The organism is Micromonospora sp. NPDC049836 (genome assembly GCF_044465125.1).
Taxonomy (GTDB): domain Bacteria; phylum Actinomycetota; class Actinomycetes; order Mycobacteriales; family Micromonosporaceae; genus Micromonospora.
Map to the genome: position 1 here is coordinate 179,706 of NZ_JBITLH010000012.1, position 20,570 is coordinate 200,275.

General features: G+C 73.2%; 21 protein-coding genes. 11 read left to right on the plus strand and 10 right to left on the minus strand.

Features of this window, described 5'->3' with window-relative positions:
- Positions 1-15 precede the first annotated feature (15 nt).
- The 10 genes from ACIBPB_RS27475 to ACIBPB_RS27520 all read right to left on the minus strand — a co-directional run bounded on the left by ACIBPB_RS27475 (position 16) and on the right by ACIBPB_RS27520 (position 6,659).
- Positions 16-1,731, minus strand: a complete 1,716-nt coding sequence (locus tag ACIBPB_RS27475) for a hypothetical protein (RefSeq protein ID WP_396842322.1) — start codon at positions 1,729-1,731, stop codon at positions 16-18.
- Between the two features lie 148 nt (positions 1,732-1,879).
- Positions 1,880-2,203: a hypothetical protein gene (locus tag ACIBPB_RS27480; RefSeq protein WP_396842323.1), complete on the minus strand. Its 324-nt coding sequence runs from the start codon at positions 2,201-2,203 to the stop codon at positions 1,880-1,882.
- Positions 2,204-2,224: 21 nt separating this feature from the next.
- The gene (locus ACIBPB_RS27485; RefSeq protein ID WP_396842324.1) at positions 2,225-2,794 is read right to left on the minus strand and encodes a hypothetical protein; all 570 of its coding nucleotides are present in this window, start codon (positions 2,792-2,794) and stop codon (positions 2,225-2,227) included.
- Positions 2,778-3,107: a hypothetical protein gene (locus ACIBPB_RS27490; RefSeq protein ID WP_396842325.1), complete on the minus strand. Its 330-nt coding sequence runs from the start codon at positions 3,105-3,107 to the stop codon at positions 2,778-2,780. Before ACIBPB_RS27490 ends, ACIBPB_RS27485 begins: the two co-directional genes overlap by 17 nt.
- 32 nt (positions 3,108-3,139) lie before the next feature.
- Positions 3,140-3,994, minus strand: coding sequence for an N-acetylmuramoyl-L-alanine amidase (locus tag ACIBPB_RS27495; protein WP_396842326.1), 855 nt, complete (start codon positions 3,992-3,994; stop codon positions 3,140-3,142).
- A gap of 173 nt (positions 3,995-4,167) precedes the next feature.
- Positions 4,168-4,392: a DUF397 domain-containing protein gene (locus ACIBPB_RS27500; protein ID WP_349876211.1), complete on the minus strand. Its 225-nt coding sequence runs from the start codon at positions 4,390-4,392 to the stop codon at positions 4,168-4,170.
- Between the two features lie 53 nt (positions 4,393-4,445).
- Positions 4,446-4,820: a zinc ribbon domain-containing protein gene (locus tag ACIBPB_RS27505; RefSeq protein WP_396842327.1), complete on the minus strand. Its 375-nt coding sequence runs from the start codon at positions 4,818-4,820 to the stop codon at positions 4,446-4,448.
- 196 nt (positions 4,821-5,016) lie between these two features.
- Positions 5,017-5,352 (minus strand): hypothetical protein, encoded by a 336-nt coding sequence (locus ACIBPB_RS27510; protein ID WP_396842328.1) that lies wholly within the window; start codon positions 5,350-5,352, stop codon positions 5,017-5,019.
- A gap of 212 nt (positions 5,353-5,564) precedes the next feature.
- Positions 5,565-5,771 (minus strand): DUF397 domain-containing protein, encoded by a 207-nt coding sequence (locus ACIBPB_RS27515; protein WP_349876214.1) that lies wholly within the window; start codon positions 5,769-5,771, stop codon positions 5,565-5,567.
- A 15-nt stretch (positions 5,772-5,786) separates the two neighbouring features.
- A complete protein-coding gene (locus ACIBPB_RS27520) occupies positions 5,787-6,659 on the minus strand; it encodes a Scr1 family TA system antitoxin-like transcriptional regulator (protein WP_396842329.1) in 873 nt (290 codons plus the stop codon).
- Positions 6,660-6,948: 289 nt separating this feature from the next.
- Between ACIBPB_RS27520 and ACIBPB_RS27525 the strand changes: the two genes are divergently transcribed.
- From ACIBPB_RS27525 to ACIBPB_RS27575, 11 genes are all read left to right on the plus strand, one after another.
- Entirely contained in the window at positions 6,949-9,684 is a 2,736-nt protein-coding gene (locus ACIBPB_RS27525; protein ID WP_396842330.1) for a hypothetical protein, read from the plus strand.
- A complete protein-coding gene (locus ACIBPB_RS27530; protein ID WP_396842331.1) occupies positions 9,685-13,467 on the plus strand; it encodes a hypothetical protein in 3,783 nt (1,260 codons plus the stop codon).
- Positions 13,445-14,527, plus strand: coding sequence for a hypothetical protein (locus ACIBPB_RS27535; protein WP_396842332.1), 1,083 nt, complete (start codon positions 13,445-13,447; stop codon positions 14,525-14,527). The genes ACIBPB_RS27530 and ACIBPB_RS27535 overlap by 23 nt, the downstream gene beginning before the upstream one ends.
- Entirely contained in the window at positions 14,524-15,435 is a 912-nt protein-coding gene (locus ACIBPB_RS27540) for a hypothetical protein (protein WP_396842333.1), read from the plus strand. Before ACIBPB_RS27535 ends, ACIBPB_RS27540 begins: the two co-directional genes overlap by 4 nt.
- Before the next feature lie 201 nt (positions 15,436-15,636).
- Positions 15,637-16,566, plus strand: a complete 930-nt coding sequence (locus ACIBPB_RS27545; RefSeq protein WP_396842334.1) for a hypothetical protein — start codon at positions 15,637-15,639, stop codon at positions 16,564-16,566.
- 63 nt (positions 16,567-16,629) lie between these two features.
- Entirely contained in the window at positions 16,630-16,932 is a 303-nt protein-coding gene (locus ACIBPB_RS27550; protein ID WP_230650426.1) for a hypothetical protein, read from the plus strand.
- Positions 16,933-17,771: 839 nt separating this feature from the next.
- A complete protein-coding gene (locus ACIBPB_RS27555; RefSeq protein WP_396842336.1) occupies positions 17,772-18,020 on the plus strand; it encodes a hypothetical protein in 249 nt (82 codons plus the stop codon).
- A 41-nt stretch (positions 18,021-18,061) separates the two neighbouring features.
- On the plus strand, positions 18,062-19,084 hold the full coding sequence (locus ACIBPB_RS27560; RefSeq protein ID WP_396842337.1) for an AAA family ATPase: 1,023 nt from the start codon (positions 18,062-18,064) through the stop codon (positions 19,082-19,084).
- Positions 19,081-19,614 (plus strand): hypothetical protein, encoded by a 534-nt coding sequence (locus ACIBPB_RS27565; RefSeq protein WP_396842338.1) that lies wholly within the window; start codon positions 19,081-19,083, stop codon positions 19,612-19,614. Before ACIBPB_RS27560 ends, ACIBPB_RS27565 begins: the two co-directional genes overlap by 4 nt.
- Positions 19,615-19,684: 70 nt before the next feature.
- On the plus strand, positions 19,685-20,002 hold the full coding sequence (locus ACIBPB_RS27570) for a hypothetical protein (protein ID WP_396842339.1): 318 nt from the start codon (positions 19,685-19,687) through the stop codon (positions 20,000-20,002).
- Positions 20,003-20,196: 194 nt separating this feature from the next.
- Positions 20,197-20,436, plus strand: a complete 240-nt coding sequence (locus ACIBPB_RS27575; protein ID WP_364811465.1) for a hypothetical protein — start codon at positions 20,197-20,199, stop codon at positions 20,434-20,436.
- Positions 20,437-20,570: the final 134 nt, after the last annotated feature.

A 20,570-nucleotide genomic window follows, 5' to 3' on the forward strand; every position in this document is an offset into this window, starting at 1 on the left:
TTCTAACGGTCGGTGTCACAAGATCGAATTGGCGTCGTAGCCGAAACGGTCGAATGCGGCACGCGCCGCCCGCTCCATCGACCTCTCTAGGCGCCGCTTGTACCGCCGAACCATCAACTGCGCTAGGTACTCCACAGCCCGTGCGGGGATCGTGTCGTCCGCCATGGCCGCGGCGAGCGAGGTCACCGGCCACGTCCAACTCGACGCCGTGATCGACAGGTACCGCTTCGCGCCACGGGCGAGTGCGGCGAATCGGTAGGGATCGTCCATCGCCGCCCGAAGGTCCGCCCGGAGGTGATCATCGTCGTCGGTTAGCGTGGCGATCACGTGCCGCATCTGCTTCTGTGTGGCGAGCCGGGCGCGGTCGACGGCTGCGTTCCTTTCGGCTTCGTCGATCAGGCCGAGGTGGAAGGCGCGGTGAGCAGTCATGGTGACGGGTCGGGTTTCCCACCCGTCAACGTCCGGGTAGAGCTCCACTTCGTCGTCCGTGTCGAGGTCCGGGTCGCTGTCTGTCAGGTTGAAGTCCGCGTCGTACACCGACATCGAGTCGGGCTCCGCGTCCTCGAACGAGGTCGGGTCGATCAACTCCACCAGGATCACCTCGATCAGCTCTTCGAGGCGCGGCCGGCGAGCCACGGCGGTCACGAGGTCGAACCTCGGCACCGGGATAATCTCGCCGTCGGGCCCTTCGGTGGTCGGCCACAGCAGAGGCTGTCTTCCCGCACCGATGTCGAGCACCCGGCCGGCGTCGAGGTGCGCACGCCAGATGGACGGCAACGGCCCGCCGGTCGGAAACACGGCCGGCTGCCACCGGTCGGGAATACGCAGCGTCCAACCCGGGGGACGAACCACCCTGACCCTGGGCGCCCCGACGGCATGAGAGCGGCGCAGCCAGAGCAACGTCCCGTGATGCTCGAGACGGCGTTCCGCCCGCCACACCGCCGAACCGCCGCGGCCTTCGAAGTCGTGCCCCGGCCGCTGGAACCCGGCGATCGGGTTATCGAACTCGCTGCGATAGGTCATATCCAGCAGCAGGTCATGCCACTCGCGCGAGTTCTGCCCGAACAGGATGTCCTCCATCGCCTCGGCGCCGACCGGCAGCAGCTTCCGCGCGAGGAACTGCGCGGCCTTGCTGCGGTACGCGGCATGCCACGCAACGTCCTCCTCGCGAAGCGCCGCGGCCACGTGCTCGATCCGCTCGGCCGGGCCCGGAGACGGCCGTGCCATCCGCTTGCTGTGGCTCAGCTCCGCCAGCGCGTACACCTCCAACTCGGAGCGGGTGCTTATCGCCGCCGTCACCAGCCGCCACAAGCCGAGGGCTGCGCCATGACGCAGCAGCGGCATCACCCCGTCGAGCACTTGGTCCGTGATCGGCTCATGCCGCGCGATCGCCGTCATTACCGCATCTGTCAACAGACGCGCCTGATAGTCCCGATGGCCGCGCATGTATTGGCCTGGCAGACGCAAGGAGACCGCCCGCGCCCGGTCGGCAACACCTTCATCGAGACGCAGCCGAAGCTGCACACCCTGCCGGGGCTGGTTGCGTCCGGGCAGCGGCAACGGGTACCGCATCACGGTCGAGACGTGGGTGAGCCGCTGCGGTTCATCATCAACTGACTCCTGTGCGGCAAGGTGCTCGCTGAGCAGGCGCCGCATCGTCTCGTCCAGTGACTGGCGCCACCTACCGGCGACCCTCAACAAGGCGTCGCGGGCCGCCTGGGGGATCCGCACGTTGGTATCCGGCGCCCTCGGCACACCTCAGTATGGCCGGAACTGACGCCTGGGTTGAACGCGCGGTCGTGGGAGTCGCCGATGGAAGGGGCTCTTGATTGCGAGGAGGGCGGCCCAGAACGGTGGGCCGCCCTCCTCGTCTGCGCGGTCAGCTGCGGAAGCCGTCCCCTCGGAACAGGGTGCTGCCGGGATCGCGCCGGGGCAGCGGCGGCGGCAGCTCGGCGGCCGGCGCGGATGCGAGGAACGGCAGGTACCGGCGCAGCCAGGCGTCGACGCCGGGGATGGCCAGGACGCGGGTCACCGCGGCGGCGACGGCGAGGCCCTGGGCGATGAGCGGCACGGCGTCGACGCCGGCCACCGCGGCGATCGTCGGCAGCAGCGACAGCAGCGCGACGACGGCCGCGAAGATGGTCCGCGCGGTGGCCCGCCACGGGTGGCGGGTCTGCGTGGTCGGGGCTGCGGGGTCGGTCATCGGGTCCCTCCTGGGGGTTGGTCACAGACACAGGTCGAGCAGCGGCACGCACGCCAGCGCCCGGCTGGGCTTCGGCGTGGGTGCCGGCGGGCCGGGTGGCCCGGTGGGGCCGGCCGGTCCGGGCGGACCGGCCGGGGCGGGGGCGGGAGCGGGTGCGGGTCGCGCCCGGGGCGTCCTCGAGGAAGCGGCCGGGCCGGTCGGCCGTGGCCCGCCCCGGCTGGGCGGGCCCGGCGACGTCGACGGGGCCGGGGGCGGGCCGGTGCAGCCGTACCGGCGGCGCAAGTCCTGCACGGCCTCGTCCCGCGGGGTCAGCCGGTCCAGGGCGACGCACAGGTCCCGGCGGGTCGCCTCCAGCCGGGCGTCCCGCGCCTTCGCTTCGGCGGCGGCCTGGGCCCGCCGCTGCGCCTGGTCCTGCTCCAGCGCGGCGACCCGCCGGTCCATGGCGTTGTCGGCCAGGTTGAAGGCGATGACCGTGGCGGCCGCCGAGCACAGCAGCGGCAGCAGCGCGTACAGCGCCAGCAGCCGCGCCATCCGGCGCCGGTCGCGGACCACCACCCGGGCGAGCCGCTGGGTGTCAGCGTTGTGGCTCACCGGGCGACCTCCAGTCGAGCTGGTCCGGGTCGAGGCCGGCGGCGAAGACGCCGAGCCGCAGCCGGGCGTACATGTCCTGGTAGCGGGTGAGCTCCTGTTCGAGGAACTGCACCCGCTGCTCCAGGTACTGCAACCGCTCGTCGACCCGTTTGTCGAAGTTGGCTTCCCGCTGCACGTCGGCGGTGCGGCGTGTGCCGAGCAGCGCCAGCAGCGCGGTGATGAGCGTCGCCAGGACGGCGAGGACGCCCATCGTCACGCTGATGCCGGAGACGTCCCCGACGGACGCCCTGGTTATCTGCCCGGCCAGCCACACCTACCTGCCCCCTCAGCACAGCGGTGGGACGGTCAGCGGACCGGGTTGTGGTACGCGGCGTCCCAGGTGTTCTTGCCGATCAGGCCGTCCTGGGTGAGGTGCTGGTCGGCCTGGAAGGCGATCGCCAGCGCGCGGTACTCGGGCCCGTAGATGCCGTCGTTGCCGGTGTCGCCGAGCCAGGTCTTGCCCTTGCCGATCGACCAGCCCCGGCGGCCGAGCTGGGTGGCCCACTGCTGGAGCCAGTAGCGGTCGGTGTGGCTGCGGAAGTACCGCTCGTGGGCGCCGGACACCGAGTAGGCGGGGCCGGACGCCGGGCCGAAGTACCACCCGGCGGGCAGGGGGAAGGCGATCGGCGTGCCGGGCGCGGGCTTGGAGCCGGCCGGCGGCTTGGACGGGGCGGGCGTCGACCCGCCGACGACGGGCAGGCGGGCGTGCAGCCAGGCGTAGATCTCGTCCCCGGGGCAGGAGGTGCTCCCGCGGTCGCGGTGGCCGAGCAGCTGGAGGCGCTTGCCCTTGCGGTCGTTGGCCTCCTCGTAGAGCCACTTGAAGGCGCGGCGGGCGGCGTCGGAGACGTCCTGGCGGCCGGCCTGGTCCTTGCCGATGATGCAGACGCCGATGGCCTCGGTGTTGTGGCCGGCGCAGTGCGCGCCGAGCACGTTCCACCCGCGGCCCTCATAGAGCAGGCCGGTGACGCTGTTGATGAGGAAGTTGTAGCCGATGTCCGACCAGCCCTTGACCCGCATGTGGTAGTCCTGGATCTGGCGGGGGGTCTGCGTCGCGCTGGCGGCGGAGTAGTGGCCCATGAAGACGGTCCGCTGCGACCAGGGCACGGTCGAGCGTGACTCGGGCGGGCGGGCGCCCCATTCGGCGCGGCTGATGATGTCCACTGGTGTCCTCCCGGCAGTGTGGATCGTCTGTCGGGGGACAGCGGCTCTACGGTAGCGGGCCGGGGTGACGGGTGCGGGGCCGAAAGCAGGCCCGCCGGCCGCCGCTGCGCGGACAGCGGCGACCGGCGGGGGTCGTGCGGAGGCCGGCCACGACGCTGGGGCCGGCCTCCGGGTCAGCGGGCGTGCGCGGGCAGCGCGAACTCGCCCTCGGCGGCACCGCCGTTGAAGGCGTCCCACTCGCCTGCGTCGAAGGTCAGCACCGGCCCGTCCGGGGTCCGGCTGTTGCGGACCTCGACGTTGCCGCCGCCGACGAACCGGACCTCCACGCAGTTGTCGCAGTTCGGGCCGGACTTGGTGCTCTTGAACCACTGGCCGATCGGGCGGGCCTGGATGCCCATGGTGGTGCTCCTTCGTGTTGGTCGCCGGCCGCTCCCGTCGCGGCCGGGCGGGTCTACGTGCGCCAGATGAAGCGCAGGTCGTCGGGGGTGTTGGCGCGGACGACGACCTTGACGAGCAGCTGCTCCAGCACCGACTTGCGGAAGGGCGGGGCGATCGCCGAGACGGTGGCGCGGCGCTCGGCGGCGGTCCAGGTGACCGCCTCGACGGCCTCGGCGGAGAAGGGGACCTTGCGGCAGCCGAGGGGGCACTTGTAGGTGCGCTCGCGGCCGTGCGGGTGCGGGTGCATCGGCACGTCGCACCGGCCGCACCACAGCAGGACGCGCAGCAGGTACGGGTCGGTGCTGGCGGTCATGGGCGGCGGGCTCCAGGCGGCCGACCGGCCGCAGAACGCGCCGCCGGAGACGAGGCGGGAGCTGGTGGCGTTCATGGCCGCCCCCCGTTGCCGCGCCAGTGCTGCGCGGGCGTGGTGAGCACCGCGGTGGCGAGGATGAGCGTCGGCCCGTTCCAGGAGTGCGTGGCCTGGGGCGGGCCACCGGCCGCCGCTGGGGGACCCGGCGGCCGGTGGTCTGGGGTGGTGGTGCGGCGGCGGCCCCACCGCGACCGGCGGTGGCGGCCGGGGCCGGTCACAGCGCCCACCCGAAGGCGTCGACCTGGACCTGCTCCGCCCAGCTCGCGGCGCTGCACGGCCACGGGTTGTGGCACCACTCGCAGGCGCGGTCGTTGACGGCGAGGAACGGCCAGGACCGGCGCATCTGGAGGGCTGGGCCGTCGGGCTCGTGGATGGCGAGCAGGTGGCCGGCGATCGTCAGCCGCTCGCCGGGGCTGATGACGACGTAGCCGTAGCCGGGGATGACCTCGCCGGGTGGCGGCGGCGGCACCTCCGCCAGCCGCAGCGGCGGCCTGGGCGCGTCCCACGTGGAGACGGCCGGGAGTGGTGCACGTAGACCGGTAGTGACCATGAGATGCCCCCAGGGGTGCTGTCTCTCGCGGATGGTCTTGCCTGGCACTGTGCCAGCGCGGCACTGTGCGGCTGGCACGGTGCCAGCATGGCACGGAGCCGGTCTATGTCACAAGGGGAACGCGCGGATTGACTCCGCGTGTCTGTCGGCGGTGGACACGAACGAGGGGCCGGCACCATGCAGGTGCCGGCCCCTCAGGGAGATGGAGCGCGTCAGGTCAGGTCGAACTCGCCGTCCTTCGCCCCGGCGATGAACGCGGCCCACTCGTCGCCGGTGAAGGCGAGCGTCGGGCCGGTCCTGTCCTTGCTGTCGCGGACGCGCATCACGCTGCCGTCGGTGGCGTCGGAGACCTCGACGCAGTTCGAGCCGCCGTCGGACCGGGTGGACTTCCGCCAGGGGCGGAACAGGGGATCGGACATGGGGGACTCCTCGGGTCAGGCTTCGGCAGCCAACGCGTCGGCCGCCTTCTGGATGAGGTCCGCGCTGTCCTCCGGGGACAGCGCGGCGTCGCGCAGCTGGTCGAACAGCTGCGCGTACCGCTGCGCCTCCCGGGCTTCGGTGACCAGCAGGTCGGCCGTCACGGTGTCGACGACGGCCAGCGTCAGGTCCTCGGGGTCCGGGTAGGCGTACAGGGAGAACGTGCAGCGTGGGACGTATCCGCGTCCGAGCCGGGCGTCAACCGGCAGGACGCGGACGCTGATGTTCTCCCTGGTCGTGGCCAGAGTGAGCAGGTGGTGCAGCTGCTCCCGCATGACAGCGGGCGGCACAGGCAGCCGCTCGATGGCCTGCGGTTCTAGCACGACGTCGTACTCCGACCCGCCGGGGTCGGAAACCTGGTGCTGCCGGCGCATCCGGCCGGCGACGGTGCCGTTGAGGTCCAGGTTGGCGTGGTCGAAGTCGAGCGCGACCTGGCCCCGGTGGCGGGCGTACGCCTCGGTCTGGAGGAGGCCCGGGAGCATCGCGTTCTGGTACTCGCGGATGGTGCGGGCGCCGCTCTCGATGTCGGCGGTGCGGGCCTGGCGTTCGCCCATGCCGGCGAAGTCGGGCTGGGTCCACCAGCCCCGGGCGAGGCCGTCGCGGGCGACCCGCTGGAGGGTCAGGTACCGGGGGTCGCTCTCGCCGACCAGGACGTCGAGGAGCTTGAGCACGGTGTCGAGTGGACGGCGCTCGCCGTTCTCGACCTTGGACACGGCGGTGCGGTCCAGCCCGGCCTCCCGCGCGAGCTGGGCGCTGGTATGGCCGGCGGCTTCGCGTAGTTCGCGGATGGCGACGCCGAGCCGTAGCCGTCGAGCGAGGGGGCTGACCAACGGGATGCACCTCCGAGCGTTGGCACGGTGCCGATTTGGCACGCACCTGTGGTGAGGGTACGCGCGCCCGGCGAGAGACGGTACGCGCGAGGGTTCCGGTGCTTGTGGCGTCGTCGTTAGGCTGATTGGCGATCCGGCGCGGAACGGGTCGGGCTCGCTGGATGAGCTGTCGGCGGAGGGCTCCGGTTGCGTCACCGGGGCCCTCCGTCATGTCGGCAGCTCACTGGTGCACAGGTGTACGGCCGCAGTGGAGGATTGCCACCGCCGAAACTGGCCTACGCTTGGGGGCGTGGCGCTGGGACGTGCGTACATCGAGATCGTCGGCGACGTGAAGAAGTTCGCGCCGGACCTGAAGCGCGGCCTCAACTCCGCGCTGAAGGTCGGCGCGATCAGCGGCCTCGCCGTCCAGGCGACGAGCAGCCTGGTCAGCCTGGCCGGTGCGCTGGCGCAGGTCGGCGGCGCGGCGTTCGCCATACCGGCGGCGGCCGGCGTCTACGGCGCGGCGATGGGCGCGCTGCGGATCGCGACGTCGGGCCTGGGCGACGCGATGGGCGCGGTCGTCGAGGGTGACGCGAAGGCGTTCGAGAAGGCGCTGGAGAACCTGTCGCCGCAGGCGCAGAAGCTGGCCCGCGAGTTCAAGGCGGTGGGCCCGGCGATCGAGGGCGTGCGGACGGCGACGCAGGATGCGTTCGCCGCGCCGATGGTCGGGCAGATCCAGGCGACCGCCGGGGTGCTGGCGGGCCCGCTGCGCAGCGGCCTGGCCGGCGTCGCCGCCGAGTATGGCCTGGTGGCGAGGCGGGCGCTGGAGTTCGCCCGCGAGGGCGCCACCGTGTCGGTGCTGCGCGGGGTGCTGATGGGCGCGCGGGAGGCGGTGGCGAACCTCGGCGTGGCGGTCGGGCCGGTGCTGGCCGGGTTCCGCGACATCGCCGTGGTGGGCCTCCCGGCGGTGAGCCAGCTGTCCACTGCGGCCGGCGGGCTGGGCGCGAAGTTCGGCGCGTGGCTGTCGTCGATGGCGCAGAGCGGCGCGGCCACCGCGGCGATCCAGACGGCGCTGGGCGTGCTGCGCCAGCTCGGCACGATCGCGGGGAACGTCGGCGCGATCCTCAGCTCCGTCTTCCAGGCGGCCGGCGCGGCGGCCGGCGGCGGCGGCCTGCTCGGGACGCTGACGCTGCTGACCGGCACGCTGCGGGAGTTCTTCGCGTCGGCGGAGGGCAGCGCGGCGCTGACCGGCATCTTCCAGACGGTCTCCACGCTCGCGTCGGGCTTGAAGCCGGTCATCTCGGGGCTGCTCAGCGCGATCGGCTCGACGCTGGTGCCGGCGCTCATGCCGATCGCGCAGGCGCTGGTCCCGGCGTTGCAGGCCCTCGTCCCGGCGCTGGCCCCTATCGGTCAGGTGATCGCGTCGGTGGCCCTGGCGATCGCCCCGGTCCTGCCGGTCCTCGGCCAGCTCATCGCCATGCTGATCGGGCCGCTGGCGCAGGCGCTGAACGCGCTGGGCCCGCTGCTCGGCCCGATCGTGTCCGCGCTCGGGCCGGTGCTGCTCCAGATCGGTCAGACGCTCACCGCGGTCCTCGCCCCGATCGCCGGGCTGCTCGCCGAGCTGTTCACCCAGCTGGGGCCGCCGCTCGGCCAGATCGTCGCCGCCCTGGGCACCGCCCTCGCGCCGGTCCTCACGGCGGTCGGGCCGCTGATCGGGACGCTGGTGCAGGCGCTGATGCCGCTGATCCCGACTATCGTGTCGCTGCTGCCGCCGCTGGTCGAGATCGTGGTGGCGCTGACGCCGCTGATCGAGCTGGTGGCGCAGCTCGCCGGCGTGGCCGTCGCGCTGGCGGCGCCGCTCATCAAGGTGGCGGCGCTGCTGTTGCAGTTCCTCGCCTCGCAGGCCGTGGTCCCGCTGGTCCAGGCGCTGGCCGCCGGGCTGACGTGGCTGCTGTCGCCGCTGACCGGCGTGGCCGAGTGGCTGGGCAAGGTCGCGGCCTGGCTGAACGGGATCGACTGGGCCGGGGTGGGCGCGGCGATCGGCGGGGCGTTCTCGTCGGCGTGGAACGCGGTGGTCGGGTTCTTCTCGTCGCTGGGCACCTGGTTCGCCGAGCTGCCGGGGAAGATCGGCTCGTTCCTGGCGAGCCTGCCGGGGATGCTGTGGAACCTGTTCACGTCGGCGCTGGGCATGGCGCTCCAGGCCGTCGGCGTCGGGATCGGCCTGCTGATCTTCTCGGTGACGCAGCTGCCCGGGATGGTGCTGCGCGGCATCGCGGCGCTGCCGGGCCTGCTGGCCGGGTTCTTCTCCCGGGTGTGGGCCTCCGCGAGGGCGCTGACGACGGCCGGCATCAACGCGGTGGTGTCGTTCGTGACCGGGCTGCCCGGCCGGGTCATGTCGGGCCTGTCGCGGCTGCCGGGGATCATGGCGAGCGCGCTGTCGTCGGCGCTGAGCGCGGCGCGCAGCGCGGCGTCGAGCGGCGTGAGCGCCCTGGTGTCGTTCATCAGCAGCGTGCCGTCGCGGCTGGCGGGCCTGGCCGGGAAGTTCGTGTCGGCGGGCCGGAGCCTCATCAGCGGGTTCATGAACGGGCTGAAGAACATCGGCGGGTTCATCGGCGACGTCGCCGGGTCGATCACGCACGCGATCACCGGGTTCATCAACCGGGTCATCGGCAAGATCAACGCGGGTATCGCGTCGATCGACGCCAAGCTCCCCGGGTCGCTGCCTCGCATCCCGGCGCTGGCCAACGGCGCGATCCTGCGGCGGCCGACCCTGTTCGTCGGCGGCGAGGCCGGCGACGAGGTGGTGGTGCCGCTGACCCGGCCGCGCCGGGCGCGGGAGCTGGCCGAGCAGTCCGGGCTGATGCGCCTGCTCGGCGAGGGCGGCGGCGGCGCGTCCGTGGTGTTCGGGCGCGACGCGATCCGCGTGACCTTCGAGGGTGTCGTGCCGAGCAGGCAGGAGGCGCTGAACACTGGCCGGGCGGTCGGCGAAGGCGTGTTGGAGACGCTGGCCCGCAGGGACGTGGCCACGACAGTGAGGACGATCTGAGTGGGCGAGTACAACCCCGACCGGCCCTACGTGCTGGGGAACCAGTGGGCGCCGCTCGTGGCGGACCAGGTGCAGCTCGACACGGGCAGCGAGGTGGGCTACACGTTCCGGGCCCGCGCCACGCACACGCCGGGGAACGGGCTTCGGCGGGTGCGGATCCAGCTGTCGAGCCCGCCGCCGGGCCTGACGGACCGCAAGGAGCTGCTGGCCAACGTGTACCCGGTGGACCGGGTGGCCGGCACCGGCCCGCTCCGCAAGATCGTGATCCCGTGCGCGTCGGGAGCCCTGGTGACCGGGGCGACGCTGGTCGGCGGGGCGTCGACGCCGGGCGACGCGGTGAGCAACCCGGCGGACCCGCGGTACGTCGCGCTGACCGGCCCGAACGCGGCCGCCCGGTTCTGGTTCGGCAAGCCGCTGCCGCCGGGCATCAGCAGGCTGCGGATCCTCGACGTGTCGGTGCTGTACGTGATCTCGGGCCCGTTCGCCGACCTGGCCCCGGCGGTCACCCTCGGCCTCGAGCGCCCGTCGGCCGCCGTCAACTGGATCATGGACGAGACGCTGAACGGGCCCGCCGAGCACAGCGCCGGGACGGCGGTCGGCCGGTCCCGGCTGGGCGAGCTGAACCCGTGGTGGGACACGGCGGCGGCGCCGACGACGCAGCGGGGCCGGGCACCGTGGCGGTGGCAGACGGGCAACGGCGTGGCCGGGCTGAACACGCTGAGCGCGTCCGGCGGCACGAACGTCAACGTGCGGCTCCAGGTGAGCGCGGCCGCTGCGGCGGCCGCGCAGTTCCGGGTGCACTACCTGGCGCTGGAGGTCACGTACGGGGTGGAGAACCGGCTCGGCGGCGGCGGCCTGGACATCTCGCAGGGGCCTACCGGCGTCATCGCCACCGGGTCCACCAGCGTGACCGGGTGGTACTTCGAGATCCCGGTGCAGGGCATCGACACGGCGGACGTGCAGCTCGTCGCCGGCCGGGAGTACGCCGTGACGATCGGGCAGGCGTACGCGGGGCAGAAGTCGGTGGCGACGCCGGTGCCGGTGAAGCTCGACCGGCTCGGGCCGGTCGACCCGTTCCCCGCGCACCGCGGCGTGCTGCTGCGCAAGACGCTGCGGGCCGCGCAGGCGCCGACCGTGGAGACGGTCGAGGAGCTGCCGGCGATCCAGCTGATGGCGGGCGACCCCGCGCCGGGCACGGTGGACATGAGCGGCCACACCTACATGAAGCAGGTCGCGGGCAGCGTGTCCAGGGCGACGACGGGGTGGGACACCTTCCAGCACGTCGTCGAGACGGACATGGGCGATTGGGTGTGGGCCCGCTTCTACGCCCGGCACGTGGAGGGCGCCCGGGACGCGCTGGAGCTGGCGCTGGTCGGCGCGGAGGACATGAACAGGCGGCTCGGCCCGGTCGGGCGGATCACGGTCGAGGAGTTCGACAAGCTGCCGGAGATCGCGGACGGCTGGCGGGAGGTGACCGTCCGGCTGGACCCGCCGTACCTGTCCGACGGGGTGGGCGACATTTCGTGGTGGGCGTTCACGAGCAAGGCCGACCCGCAGGCGCCGTGGCAGGTGCTCGGCGCGGACGCCGACCCGGCCATCGAGACGTACGGGTCCACCGGCAGCAACAACCTCGGCCCCGCCGCAGCGTCGACGTACGGCGACGACCAGCTGGTGCACGCCGCCTACGACGGGCAGCGGGACCAGGCCGCGGACCTGACGCTGATGTTCGCGCAGGAGATGGATGGGGTGCTCGGCCTCGACGTGCAGCCCGCCGTGCAGCCGCTGACCGTCGTCGACGAGCAGTGCGCCCGGCCGGCGGTGAAGATCCCGACCGGCATCCGCTACCACCGGCTGTCGTGGCTGCCGGTCAACACCGCGGTGGTGGGCGGCTGGGCGTACTACGAGGTGCAGCGCCAGGACGACACGATGGGCGCCGACGAGTGGGAGACGATCGCCAAGGTGGTCGAGCCGTCCGTGACGGCGGTCGACGACTACGAGGCGCGGGTGGGCGTCGAGTCGCGGTACCGGATCAGGATGGTGCACCGCCTCGGCATCGGCGGGCCGTGGTCGCCGCCGGTGGCGGCGACGATCGCCGCGCCGGGCGTGGAGGGCCGCAACGTCGACACGGGCGTGCTGATCCTGACCAGCAACCACAACCCGGCCGGGAACCTGGCGTACGTCGAGAACTTCGACCGGTCGTCGGTGGAGGAGTTCCAGTTCCCCGAGGCGGGCCAGGTCGAGCTGCAGGAGATGTTCGACCGGGACTACCGGACGGCGTTCCGGCCGCTGGAGCGCGGCGGCGTCGAGTTCACCCGGACGGTGCTGGTGAACCAGGCGGCGGTGCCGCCGGAGACGATGGACCGTGGCTTCCAGGACCTGCGGGACCTGGCGTGGGACACGGTGCCGTACGTGTGCGTGCGGGACGAGCTGAACAACCGGTGGCTGTCGACGCTGCTGGTGCCGTCGGCGTCGGTGAAGCGCCGCAAGGCCGGGCAGCTCCAGCTGGCGCAGGTGCAGGTGGTGGAGGTGACGGCGACGCCGGCCCCGCTGGACGGCGGCCCGGCCCCGTGCGAGGGCCTGCGGCCGGAGGGGCAGGTGTCGTCGGTGACGGCCAGCGCGCCGGTCCCGGTGGCCGGCCTCGCCACGCTGGTGTTCGAGGACCTGTTCGGCCGGAACGTGGCGGGCGGCCTGGGGAACGGCTGGGCGATCACCGAGGGCCCGGCGGCGGACTTCTCGGTGGCCGCCGAGGCGGCGGCGATCAATCTGGCCGGCGGCGCCTCGCACACCGCGGTGGTCGGCGCGGGCTGGGAGGACGTCGACGTCGAGGCCCGCTTCCAGTTCAACGCGGTGGCGACGGGCCAGCCGATCAACGCGTACCTGATCGGCCGGCAGGTCAACGGCAACACGCACTACCGGGCGCGGCTTGCCGCGCAGACGGACGGCAAGCTGGGCGTGGCGATCGAGCGGATCGTGGGCGGCGTGCTGACGACCGTCACGGCGCTGGCGACGGTGAAGGACCGCTTCGGCACCGCGCTGGCCTACCAGGCGGGGCCCTGGTACTGGATGCGGTTGCAGGTCCGCGACGCGGCGGTCCGGGTCGCGGTGTGGGCGGACGGGCAGGACATGGCCCGGTGGGAGCAGTCGGCGAAGGACACCGGGATCGCCGGCGTCGGGCAGGTCGGTGTGCGGGGCGTGCTGACGGCCGGGAACACGAACGCGGCCCCGACGGTCAAGGTCGCCAGCTTCTCGGTGCAGCAGCCGGTGTCGAACGACCTGGACCTGCGGGTGGAGCTGCGGCCGACCGGCGAGGCGTGGACGGCCGAGCTGCGGCGCACCGACGACACCGCGGCGACCGGGTGGAAGCTGACCGCCGACCGGGCGTCGACCTGCCTCAACGTGTGGGGCGGCGCCGGGTTCACCGGCTGCTACGAGACGCGGCAGCTGGTAGTGACCCGGCAGCGGCGGTGGCTTCGGGTGACGTACCGCAACGACGTCGGCGGCCAGGGCGCGGTGCAGTTCTGGGCCTCGGAGGACGGGGTGGCGTGGCAGGCGTTCGGCACGGTGTCGGCGTCGCCGGAAGCGCCGACGTTCGACCCGGGGCAGCTGGCGGTGGTGCTGACCGGCGACGTGACGGTGGCCCGGGCCGAGGTGCGGCAGGGCGTCGACGGGCCGCTGCTGGCCGCCCCGGCGTTCGAGGTGCAGGCGGCCGGCACGACGCAGTTCGCCGACGCGCAGGGCAACGTGTGGGAGGTGGACGGCCGTGGCATCTGCGCCCCCGCCTGACCTGCTCGACCTGCCCGCCTGGCGCGGGCAGCGGTCGGCGTCGTTCCGGTTCGACCTGATCGACGGGCGGACCGGTGTGCGCCGGGGTGAGCTCACGCCGCTGCGGGACAGCTCGCCGAGCGTGAGCCACGACAGCACGTCGACGATCCCCCGGCGGCTGTCCGGGGTGACCCTCGGTGTGGCGGACGCGAAGCGGATCAACCAGCTGACCGACCGGATCGCGCCCCGCATGGTGCTGGGCGACGGCAGCGAGTACCGGCTGGGCCGCTACCTGGTGTCGGACTCGTCGGACCTGGTGACCAGCGCCGGGTCGACGGCGCCGCTGACGCTGCTGGACGAGATGTTCGTGGTCGACCAGGAGCTGGACGTCGGCTTCGACGCCGGCGGGCAGCTCGTCGACCAGGTGGCGCAGCGGCTGGTGGAGGGCCTGCCGATCGGGCCGCTGGTGGTCGACGCGACGGAGTTCACGTCGGTGGCGGCCTGGTCGCCGGGCACGTCGCGGGCGAACGCGCTGCGGGACCTCGCCTCGTCGGGCGGGTACTTCATGCCGTGGTTCAACCACCGCGGCTGGCTGCGGCTGCGGCGGGCGTTCGACCCGGCCGACCAGGCGGTGACGATCGACCTGGACGCCTCCCGGCGGGTGATCCGGGGGTCGATCTCGCGGGGCACGGATCTGCTGACCGCGCCGAACCGCTTCGTGGTGGTGTCCAACGATCCGGGCTCGGACGCGGAGCCGGTCGTCGGGGTGTACGACGTGCCGGCGTCGGCGCCGCACTCGATCGCGCAGCGCGGGTTCGTGCTGCCGAAGACGGTCGACGTGCAGGTGCGCTCGCAGGCGCAGGCGATGGTGTACGCGCGGACGCTGGGGCTCCAGCAGACGGTGTACGAGGTGGTGGAGCTGAGCACGCCGGTCGACCCGCGGCACGACGCCTACGAGGTGGTGCGCTGGGACGGGGCGAAGTGGCTGGAGGTCAGCTGGACGATGCCGCTGGTGCCGGGCGGGGAGATGCGGCACACGCTGCGGCGGGCGTACCCGGAGACGGAAGGCGGGGAGGCGTGAGCGGGGACGGGAAGGTGCCGGGCCTGGCGGTGCCGGTGAAGGCGCTCGCCGAGGCGGTGCTGGAGAAGGCGGTCCGGCTGGGGCTGACGTGGCGGCTGCGGCCGGCGACGGTGACGAGCGTCGCCGGCGACGGCACGATCCGGGCGCTGCACGACGGCGACAGCCAGGCGATCCGGGTGACGTCGATGATCGGCGCGGTGCCGGTGCGCTCCCGGGTGATGGTGCTGAAGTCGCCGCCGGCCGGGAACCACATCGTCGGCCTGGTCGGCTCGCCCGGGCCTGGCTCGCCGGTGCAGCAGTTCACGCAGAGCGGGACGTTCAAGGTGCCGGCGGGCGCGCGGTGGATCCGGGCGTACGGGGTCGGCGGCGGTGGTGGCGGCGGCGGGGTGACCGGCGCGGCCAGCGGCACCGGCGCGGCCGGCGGCGGCGGTGGCGGCGGCTACTGCGAGAGCGTGTGGTCGGCGGGGGAGCTGCCGGCCGAGGTGCAGGTGACGGTCGGCGTCGGCGGCGCTGGCGGGGCGTTCGGGGGCGGCGCTAACGGCGGGGACACGAGCTTCGGTGGGCTGTGGACGGCGGGCGGCGGTGGCGGCGCCGTCGGGGTGGCCGCGGTCGCCGGCGACCAGGTGGGCGGCCGCGGCGGCGGCGGCACCGCGGCCGGGGGGAACGTGCTGAACGCGCAGGGGGAGTACGGCGACTACAACCGGATCCTCGACCAGCGGCACACCTTCCGGGGGAAGGGCGGCAACTCGCTGCTCGGGATGGGGGCGAACTCGTCCGGGTCGACCGGCGGTGACGCGCCGGCCGCCCTCGGGTGGGGTGGCGGCGGGGCCGGCGCGATCGGCAGCGCGACGTCGCGGCGCGGCGGCAACGGCGGGGGCGGCATCGTGGTCGTGGAGATCGTCTACTGACCGTCTGACCTGGCCTTGGAACAGCGCAGCCCCGGACCGCGAAATCCGGGGCTGTGCTGCGTTCACGTGGAGACACCAGCATAGCGGGCCGTGCCGACGGCGAGCAAAGCGCCGCGCCGCCGTACATACAACATTGACGCCCGAGGCCGAGTCAGATACAATGTCTTTGTACGTATCGCCGCCCCTATCAGGAGGTTTGGAGTGGGCAAGCCGTTGGTCGTGGCCTGGGGCCACGAGTACGTGGACGAGGTGCTGGACGCCCTCGGTCCGGACGTGGAAGTCAATGTGGTGGTCGGCAAGCCGACCGCCGAGCTGTGGCGCGGTGCGCCGCTGGTCCTGGTCGACGCCCGCGTGCTGACGCTGGCGGCCGGGATGCCGGCGCACCCGCGGATGGTGGTGGTCGCCCCGGAGAAGCTGGACGGTGACCGGCTGGCCGCCGCGTACCGCAGCTGGCAGGCCGAGTACCCGGAGGTGCCGGTGTACCACCTGCCCACCGGCGCGCTGGCCGTCCGGCAGCTGGTCGGCGAGGCGGCCAAGGGTCAGGCGGCCGAGGTGCGCGTCGGCGTGGTCGGCGGTCACGGCGGCGCGGGCGCGACGACCGTCGCGGTGGCGCTGGGCCTGGTGGCGGCCGAGGGCGGGCGGCGGGCGCTGCTCGTCGACGCGTCCGGGCGCGGCGGCGTGGACGACCGGCTCGGTACGCCGGTCGAGTCGCTGCGGGTGGTCGACGAGCCGTTCCGGCCGCTGCGCGCGGTCGAGCGGACTGCGGCCGAGGTGAAGGTGGTCGACCTGGACCGGGCGCTGGAAGGCGGCCAGATCGAGGTGGCCCGCCAGTGCGACCTGGTGCTGCTGGTCGCCAACGTGCAGCGCAACGAGACGGCGACCCGGTGGGTCGCCGCGAAGCTGTCGGAGGCCGGCGTCCGGTGGGCGCTGGTGCCGACGTGGATGCACGACAAGGCGGGCCAGGAGCTGGCCGGCGAGTTCGGGGTGCGGTTCCTGGACGAGGTGCCGCTGGAGCCGCCGTCGGTGTTCTCCAACGGGCGGGTGCACCTGCTGGACCGCTGCCCGCTCCTCGACCTGGCCCGCGACCTGCTGCGCGCCGCGCCGTACGCCGCCGCCCGGGTGGCGGCCTGACCGTCCCCGGCGGGTGCCGTACATTGACCTTGTACGGAACCCGGCCGTGGGAGGAGAGGAACAGTGAAGGTGAACCAGGCGAAGCTCAAGGCGGTCACGCGGCGCATCGCGGCCGACCTGATGAAGCCAGGCCCGGTGGAGCTGCCGTCGATGGTCGGGCTCAAGGAGCTGGTCCGCATGTTCGGCGTGAAGGACAACACGCCGTACCAGTGGCGGTCGAAGGGCCAGCTGCCCAAGGAGGACGGCGAGGTCAGCAACAACCCACAGTGGAAGCTGGCCACGATCTACGCCTGGGCCGAGGCCACCGGCCGGAAGATCGTGTGGGACCCGTGGGACGTCCTGGAAGCCGACGACGAGGCCGCGTAGGTATGAGCAGCGTCGATCCCATTGCGGCCCTACACATCGGGTGTAGGGTGCCGGAAAACGCGTCGACCCCGCCAGGCGGTCATCTGGCGGGGTCGAAGGTGAACCCGGAACGGAGAAGAACGGGTCGCACGCGCATCGTACGCCAGTTCGGGCGGCGGTGCGCTGGCGGCGCTGCACAGAGAGGCCGCCTGCATGGTGGACCGCTGGACGGTCGAGCGCGCGGTCAGGCACGAGCTATGCACGCTCGACCCGCCTGGCCGGCAGCTCGTCCTGACGCTGCTCACGTGGTCCGAGCCGACCACGGCGACGATCCCCGAGCGGTTCACGCCAAGCCTGACCGACCTGGAGAAGGGGACCGGGCTCGCCCGGTCGACGGTCGCGGCGTGGCTGAACAAGCTGGAGGGTCAGTGGGTGTGGCGCGACCGGCCGAGCGTGGCCGACGCGCGACGCAAGAAGGCCCGCACGGTGTACCGGCTGGGGGTGCCGCCGGAGTTGCTGCGGAGGCTCACCGAGCTGGGGGTAGTTGGTCCGCGTGCCGGACCAGCCGCGTCCGAATCGCCCGGGTCTGGTAGTCCGGTGGACGGACCAGTGAAGGGCGCTTCTAGTCCGCGTCGCGGACTAGAACTAGTCCGCCAGGCGGACCGAGTTGGTCCGCCACCCGGACGCAAGACATACAGGGAACAAGAAACGGTTGGTGTCCGCGCCGCGAGCGGTCTCGACCACCGTTACGTCGAGGGGCCGAATGGCTCCTGTGCCCATCCCGGGTGTAGGAAGTCGGCTCCGCTGCACGCGCCCGCGCTGCGGGCCGTGCCCGAGAAGGGAAGGAGAGTGATCGGGGAGTGAGGGTGCACCTCGCGCCGGTCGACGTCGCGCAGTGCGCGACGTGCGGCGGCGTCCTCGTCGCCGCTGGCGACGACTGGCGGCACGAGGAGGACACCGGCTGCACCGAGCTGGGCACGCCGGTGATCTGCCGCCACCCGGGCTGCGGGATGCCCGCCGCCACCGGGAGCGAGGCCTGCGCGCAGTGCGTGGGCGCTTCTTCATGGCCCGAGGGTGTCGGGTCGCAGTCGCCGATGGCGACCGTATAAAGTCTATGTAGGACGTTCGTTCACGTGGAAAGGGACGAAGGATGAGTTCACGATTCATGCCGGCCAGCCGGAAGAAGGCGAAGGGCCGGATCGCCCTCGCCGGGCCGAGCGGGGCGGGCAAGACCCTGACCGGCTTGAAGCTGCTCTACACGCTGACCGGCTCGGTGACCGTCGCCGATGGCGTCGAGCGGATCGCGTTCGTCGACACCGAGCGGGACTCGGCGGACAAGTACGCGGTCAACCCGGAGCTGCCCGGCGTCGGCGACATGACGCCCGACGAGGCCGGCGGCTACGGCTTCTCGAAGATCAGCCCGGTGCGGTACGACCCGCGGCAGCTCGTCGAGCTGATCGACGAGGCGGCGGTGGCCGGGTTCACCGGCTTCATGCTGGACTCGGCGTCGCACTACTGGTTCGGGCCGGGCGGCATCCTGGAGCTGGTCGACCTGTTCGCCCGCAACCACGGCGGCCGGTCGATGGACGGCTGGAAGGACGTGCGCCCGATCGAGCGGGCGTACATCGAGGCGCTGATGAGCTTCCCCGGGCACGTCGTGGTGTGCCTCCGGTCGAAGCAGAAGTACGAGATCACTGAGGGCAGCGACGGCAAGAAGCAGGTGTCCAAGCTGGGCATGCAGCCCGACCAGCGCGACGGCCTGGAGTACGAGTTCGACCTGGTGGGCGACCTCGACCAGGCGCACTACCTGCGGGTGACGAAGAGCCGGTGCGAGGCCCTGTCCGACCAGGTGATCCACAAGCCGGACGCCGAGCTGGGGTTGCAGCTGCTCGACTGGCTGGACAACGGCGAGCCGCCGAGGGACCTCGACTGGCCGAAGGCCCTCGCGGCGTGCTCGTCGCGGGAGGACCTGTCGGTGCTGTGGCAGCGGGCGCAGCGGCTGGGCAAGACGCAGAAGCTGCGGGAAGCCTTCAACCAGCGGGGCGCGGAGATCGCGGCCGCGCGCCGGGCGGCCGAGGCCCCGGGCACGCAGCTCGACAACGCGCTGAGCGAGGCGGCCGGTGCGGCGACGGTCAACGGCCGCGAGCCGGAGACGGCGGGAGCGGGCCGGTGACCGTGCAGCAGGCCGCCATGAGGGCGGCGGTGTTGAAGGCGCTGATGGACGAGGTGCGGAAGGTCTACGACGCCGCCCGCGCCGAGGCCGACGGTCGCCTGGTCGAGCTGAACGGCGCGCTGGGCGTGAAGACCATCGAGGTGAAGCTGCCGGGCTACGAGGGCGCGGTGGCGCAGGTGACGCTCTCCGAGCCGAAGCCGGGCTACGTGGTCGACGACGCCGGGTTCCTGGCCTGGTGCAAGGAGGAGCACCCGAGCGAGGTGCAGGTGACCGTTCCGGAGCCGGTCGAGCAGGTGCGGCCGGCGTGGCGGAAGGCGCTGCTCGCCCGGATGAAGGTCGAGCCGGACGGCACGGTGGTCGACGGCGAGACGGGGCGGGTCCTCGACTTCGTGAAGGTCGCGGAGGCGCCGCCGCCGTCGACGACGCTGACCTTCAAGAAGGGCGGCCGGGAGGAGGTGGCGGCGGCCTACCGGGACGGTCGGCTGGCGCTGCCCGAGCTGCTGGCGCTGCCGGCGAGTCCGCAGGAGTGAGCGGGTGCGGGGCCGGGCGGGGGATGACCTCGCCCGGCCCCGCGCCACATGGAGGCCGAGGAGGTGAGCGGTGGTGATCGACGCGCGGCTGGTCCGTGAGGGCCTGGTCGACGTGGAGGCGTTCGCCGCCGCCGCCGAGGCCGGCCCGGTCGGGGTGTGCGACGGGTGTGCGGGGCTGCTCGACGGCTCGACGACCGAGGGCGGCGGCCTGGTGTGGCTGACGACCAGGTGCCGGGGCTGCGGGCGGGAGCGGACCGCGCCGGGCGGCCGGGCGCTGCCGCGCCCCGCTGGCCGGCGGCCGGGCCCGCCGGCGTGGCTGCTGGAGGCAGCGGCCGAGCTGGACGCCCGACGGCTGGGGGAGCGGCCCGACCGCTCACAGCCCGCCTAAGCGGGGCCTGGCCGCCGCCTCCCTCCACTACCCGACCGGGGCCGTTCGGCGCTCTCCGTGGACGGGGGACGACCGCCATTTGTGTGACCCGCTACACGGCCCCGAGCGTACATAAAACTTGTACGCGAGACCGGCGTCTGCCTACAATGAAGTTGTACGTTCCGCCCCCACCCTGCCTGTGAGGAGAAGCCGAGATGCTGAGCTACGAGGAGATCCTGGAGCGCGCCCTGCTGGCCGCCGCCGAGACGCTGGACCTGGAAGGGGCCGCCGAGGAGGCGGGCGAGGAGCCGCTGGCCGACAGCGACGGCGAGCCGACCGAGGTCCGCGAGGTCCAGACGCTGAGCGACGCGGGCTTCATGACGACCGACCACGGGGTGGTCATCCGGCTGACCGACGGCCGCGAGTTCACCCTGTCGCTCAAGCAGTACCGCTGACCGAGCCGGGGGGGGCGGCCCCCCCCCGCCCCCCCCCCCCCGGCCCCGACCCCCCCCCCCCCCGCGGGGCGCGGGCTGAGCGGCCAGGTAGGCACCCCGCGCCCGGGGGTCCCCCCCCTAAACCCCCCCGGGGC

Bases quoted from the DNA above. Each gene is read 5' to 3' on its own strand.
- ACIBPB_RS27480 (WP_396842323.1), bottom strand. From the start codon at position 2,203: ATGACCGACCCCGCAGCCCCGACCACGCAGACCCGCCACCCGTGGCGG.
- ACIBPB_RS27500 (WP_349876211.1), bottom strand. From the start codon at position 4,392: ATGGGCATCCAGGCCCGCCCGATCGGCCAGTGGTTCAAGAGCACCAAG.
- ACIBPB_RS27505 (WP_396842327.1), bottom strand. From the start codon at position 4,820: ATGAACGCCACCAGCTCCCGCCTCGTCTCCGGCGGCGCGTTCTGCGGC.
- ACIBPB_RS27510 (WP_396842328.1), bottom strand. From the start codon at position 5,352: ATGGTCACTACCGGTCTACGTGCACCACTCCCGGCCGTCTCCACGTGG.
- ACIBPB_RS27515 (WP_349876214.1), bottom strand. From the start codon at position 5,771: ATGTCCGATCCCCTGTTCCGCCCCTGGCGGAAGTCCACCCGGTCCGAC.
- ACIBPB_RS27560 (WP_396842337.1), top strand. From the start codon at position 18,062: ATGAGTTCACGATTCATGCCGGCCAGCCGGAAGAAGGCGAAGGGCCGG.
- ACIBPB_RS27575 (WP_364811465.1), top strand. From the start codon at position 20,197: ATGCTGAGCTACGAGGAGATCCTGGAGCGCGCCCTGCTGGCCGCCGCC.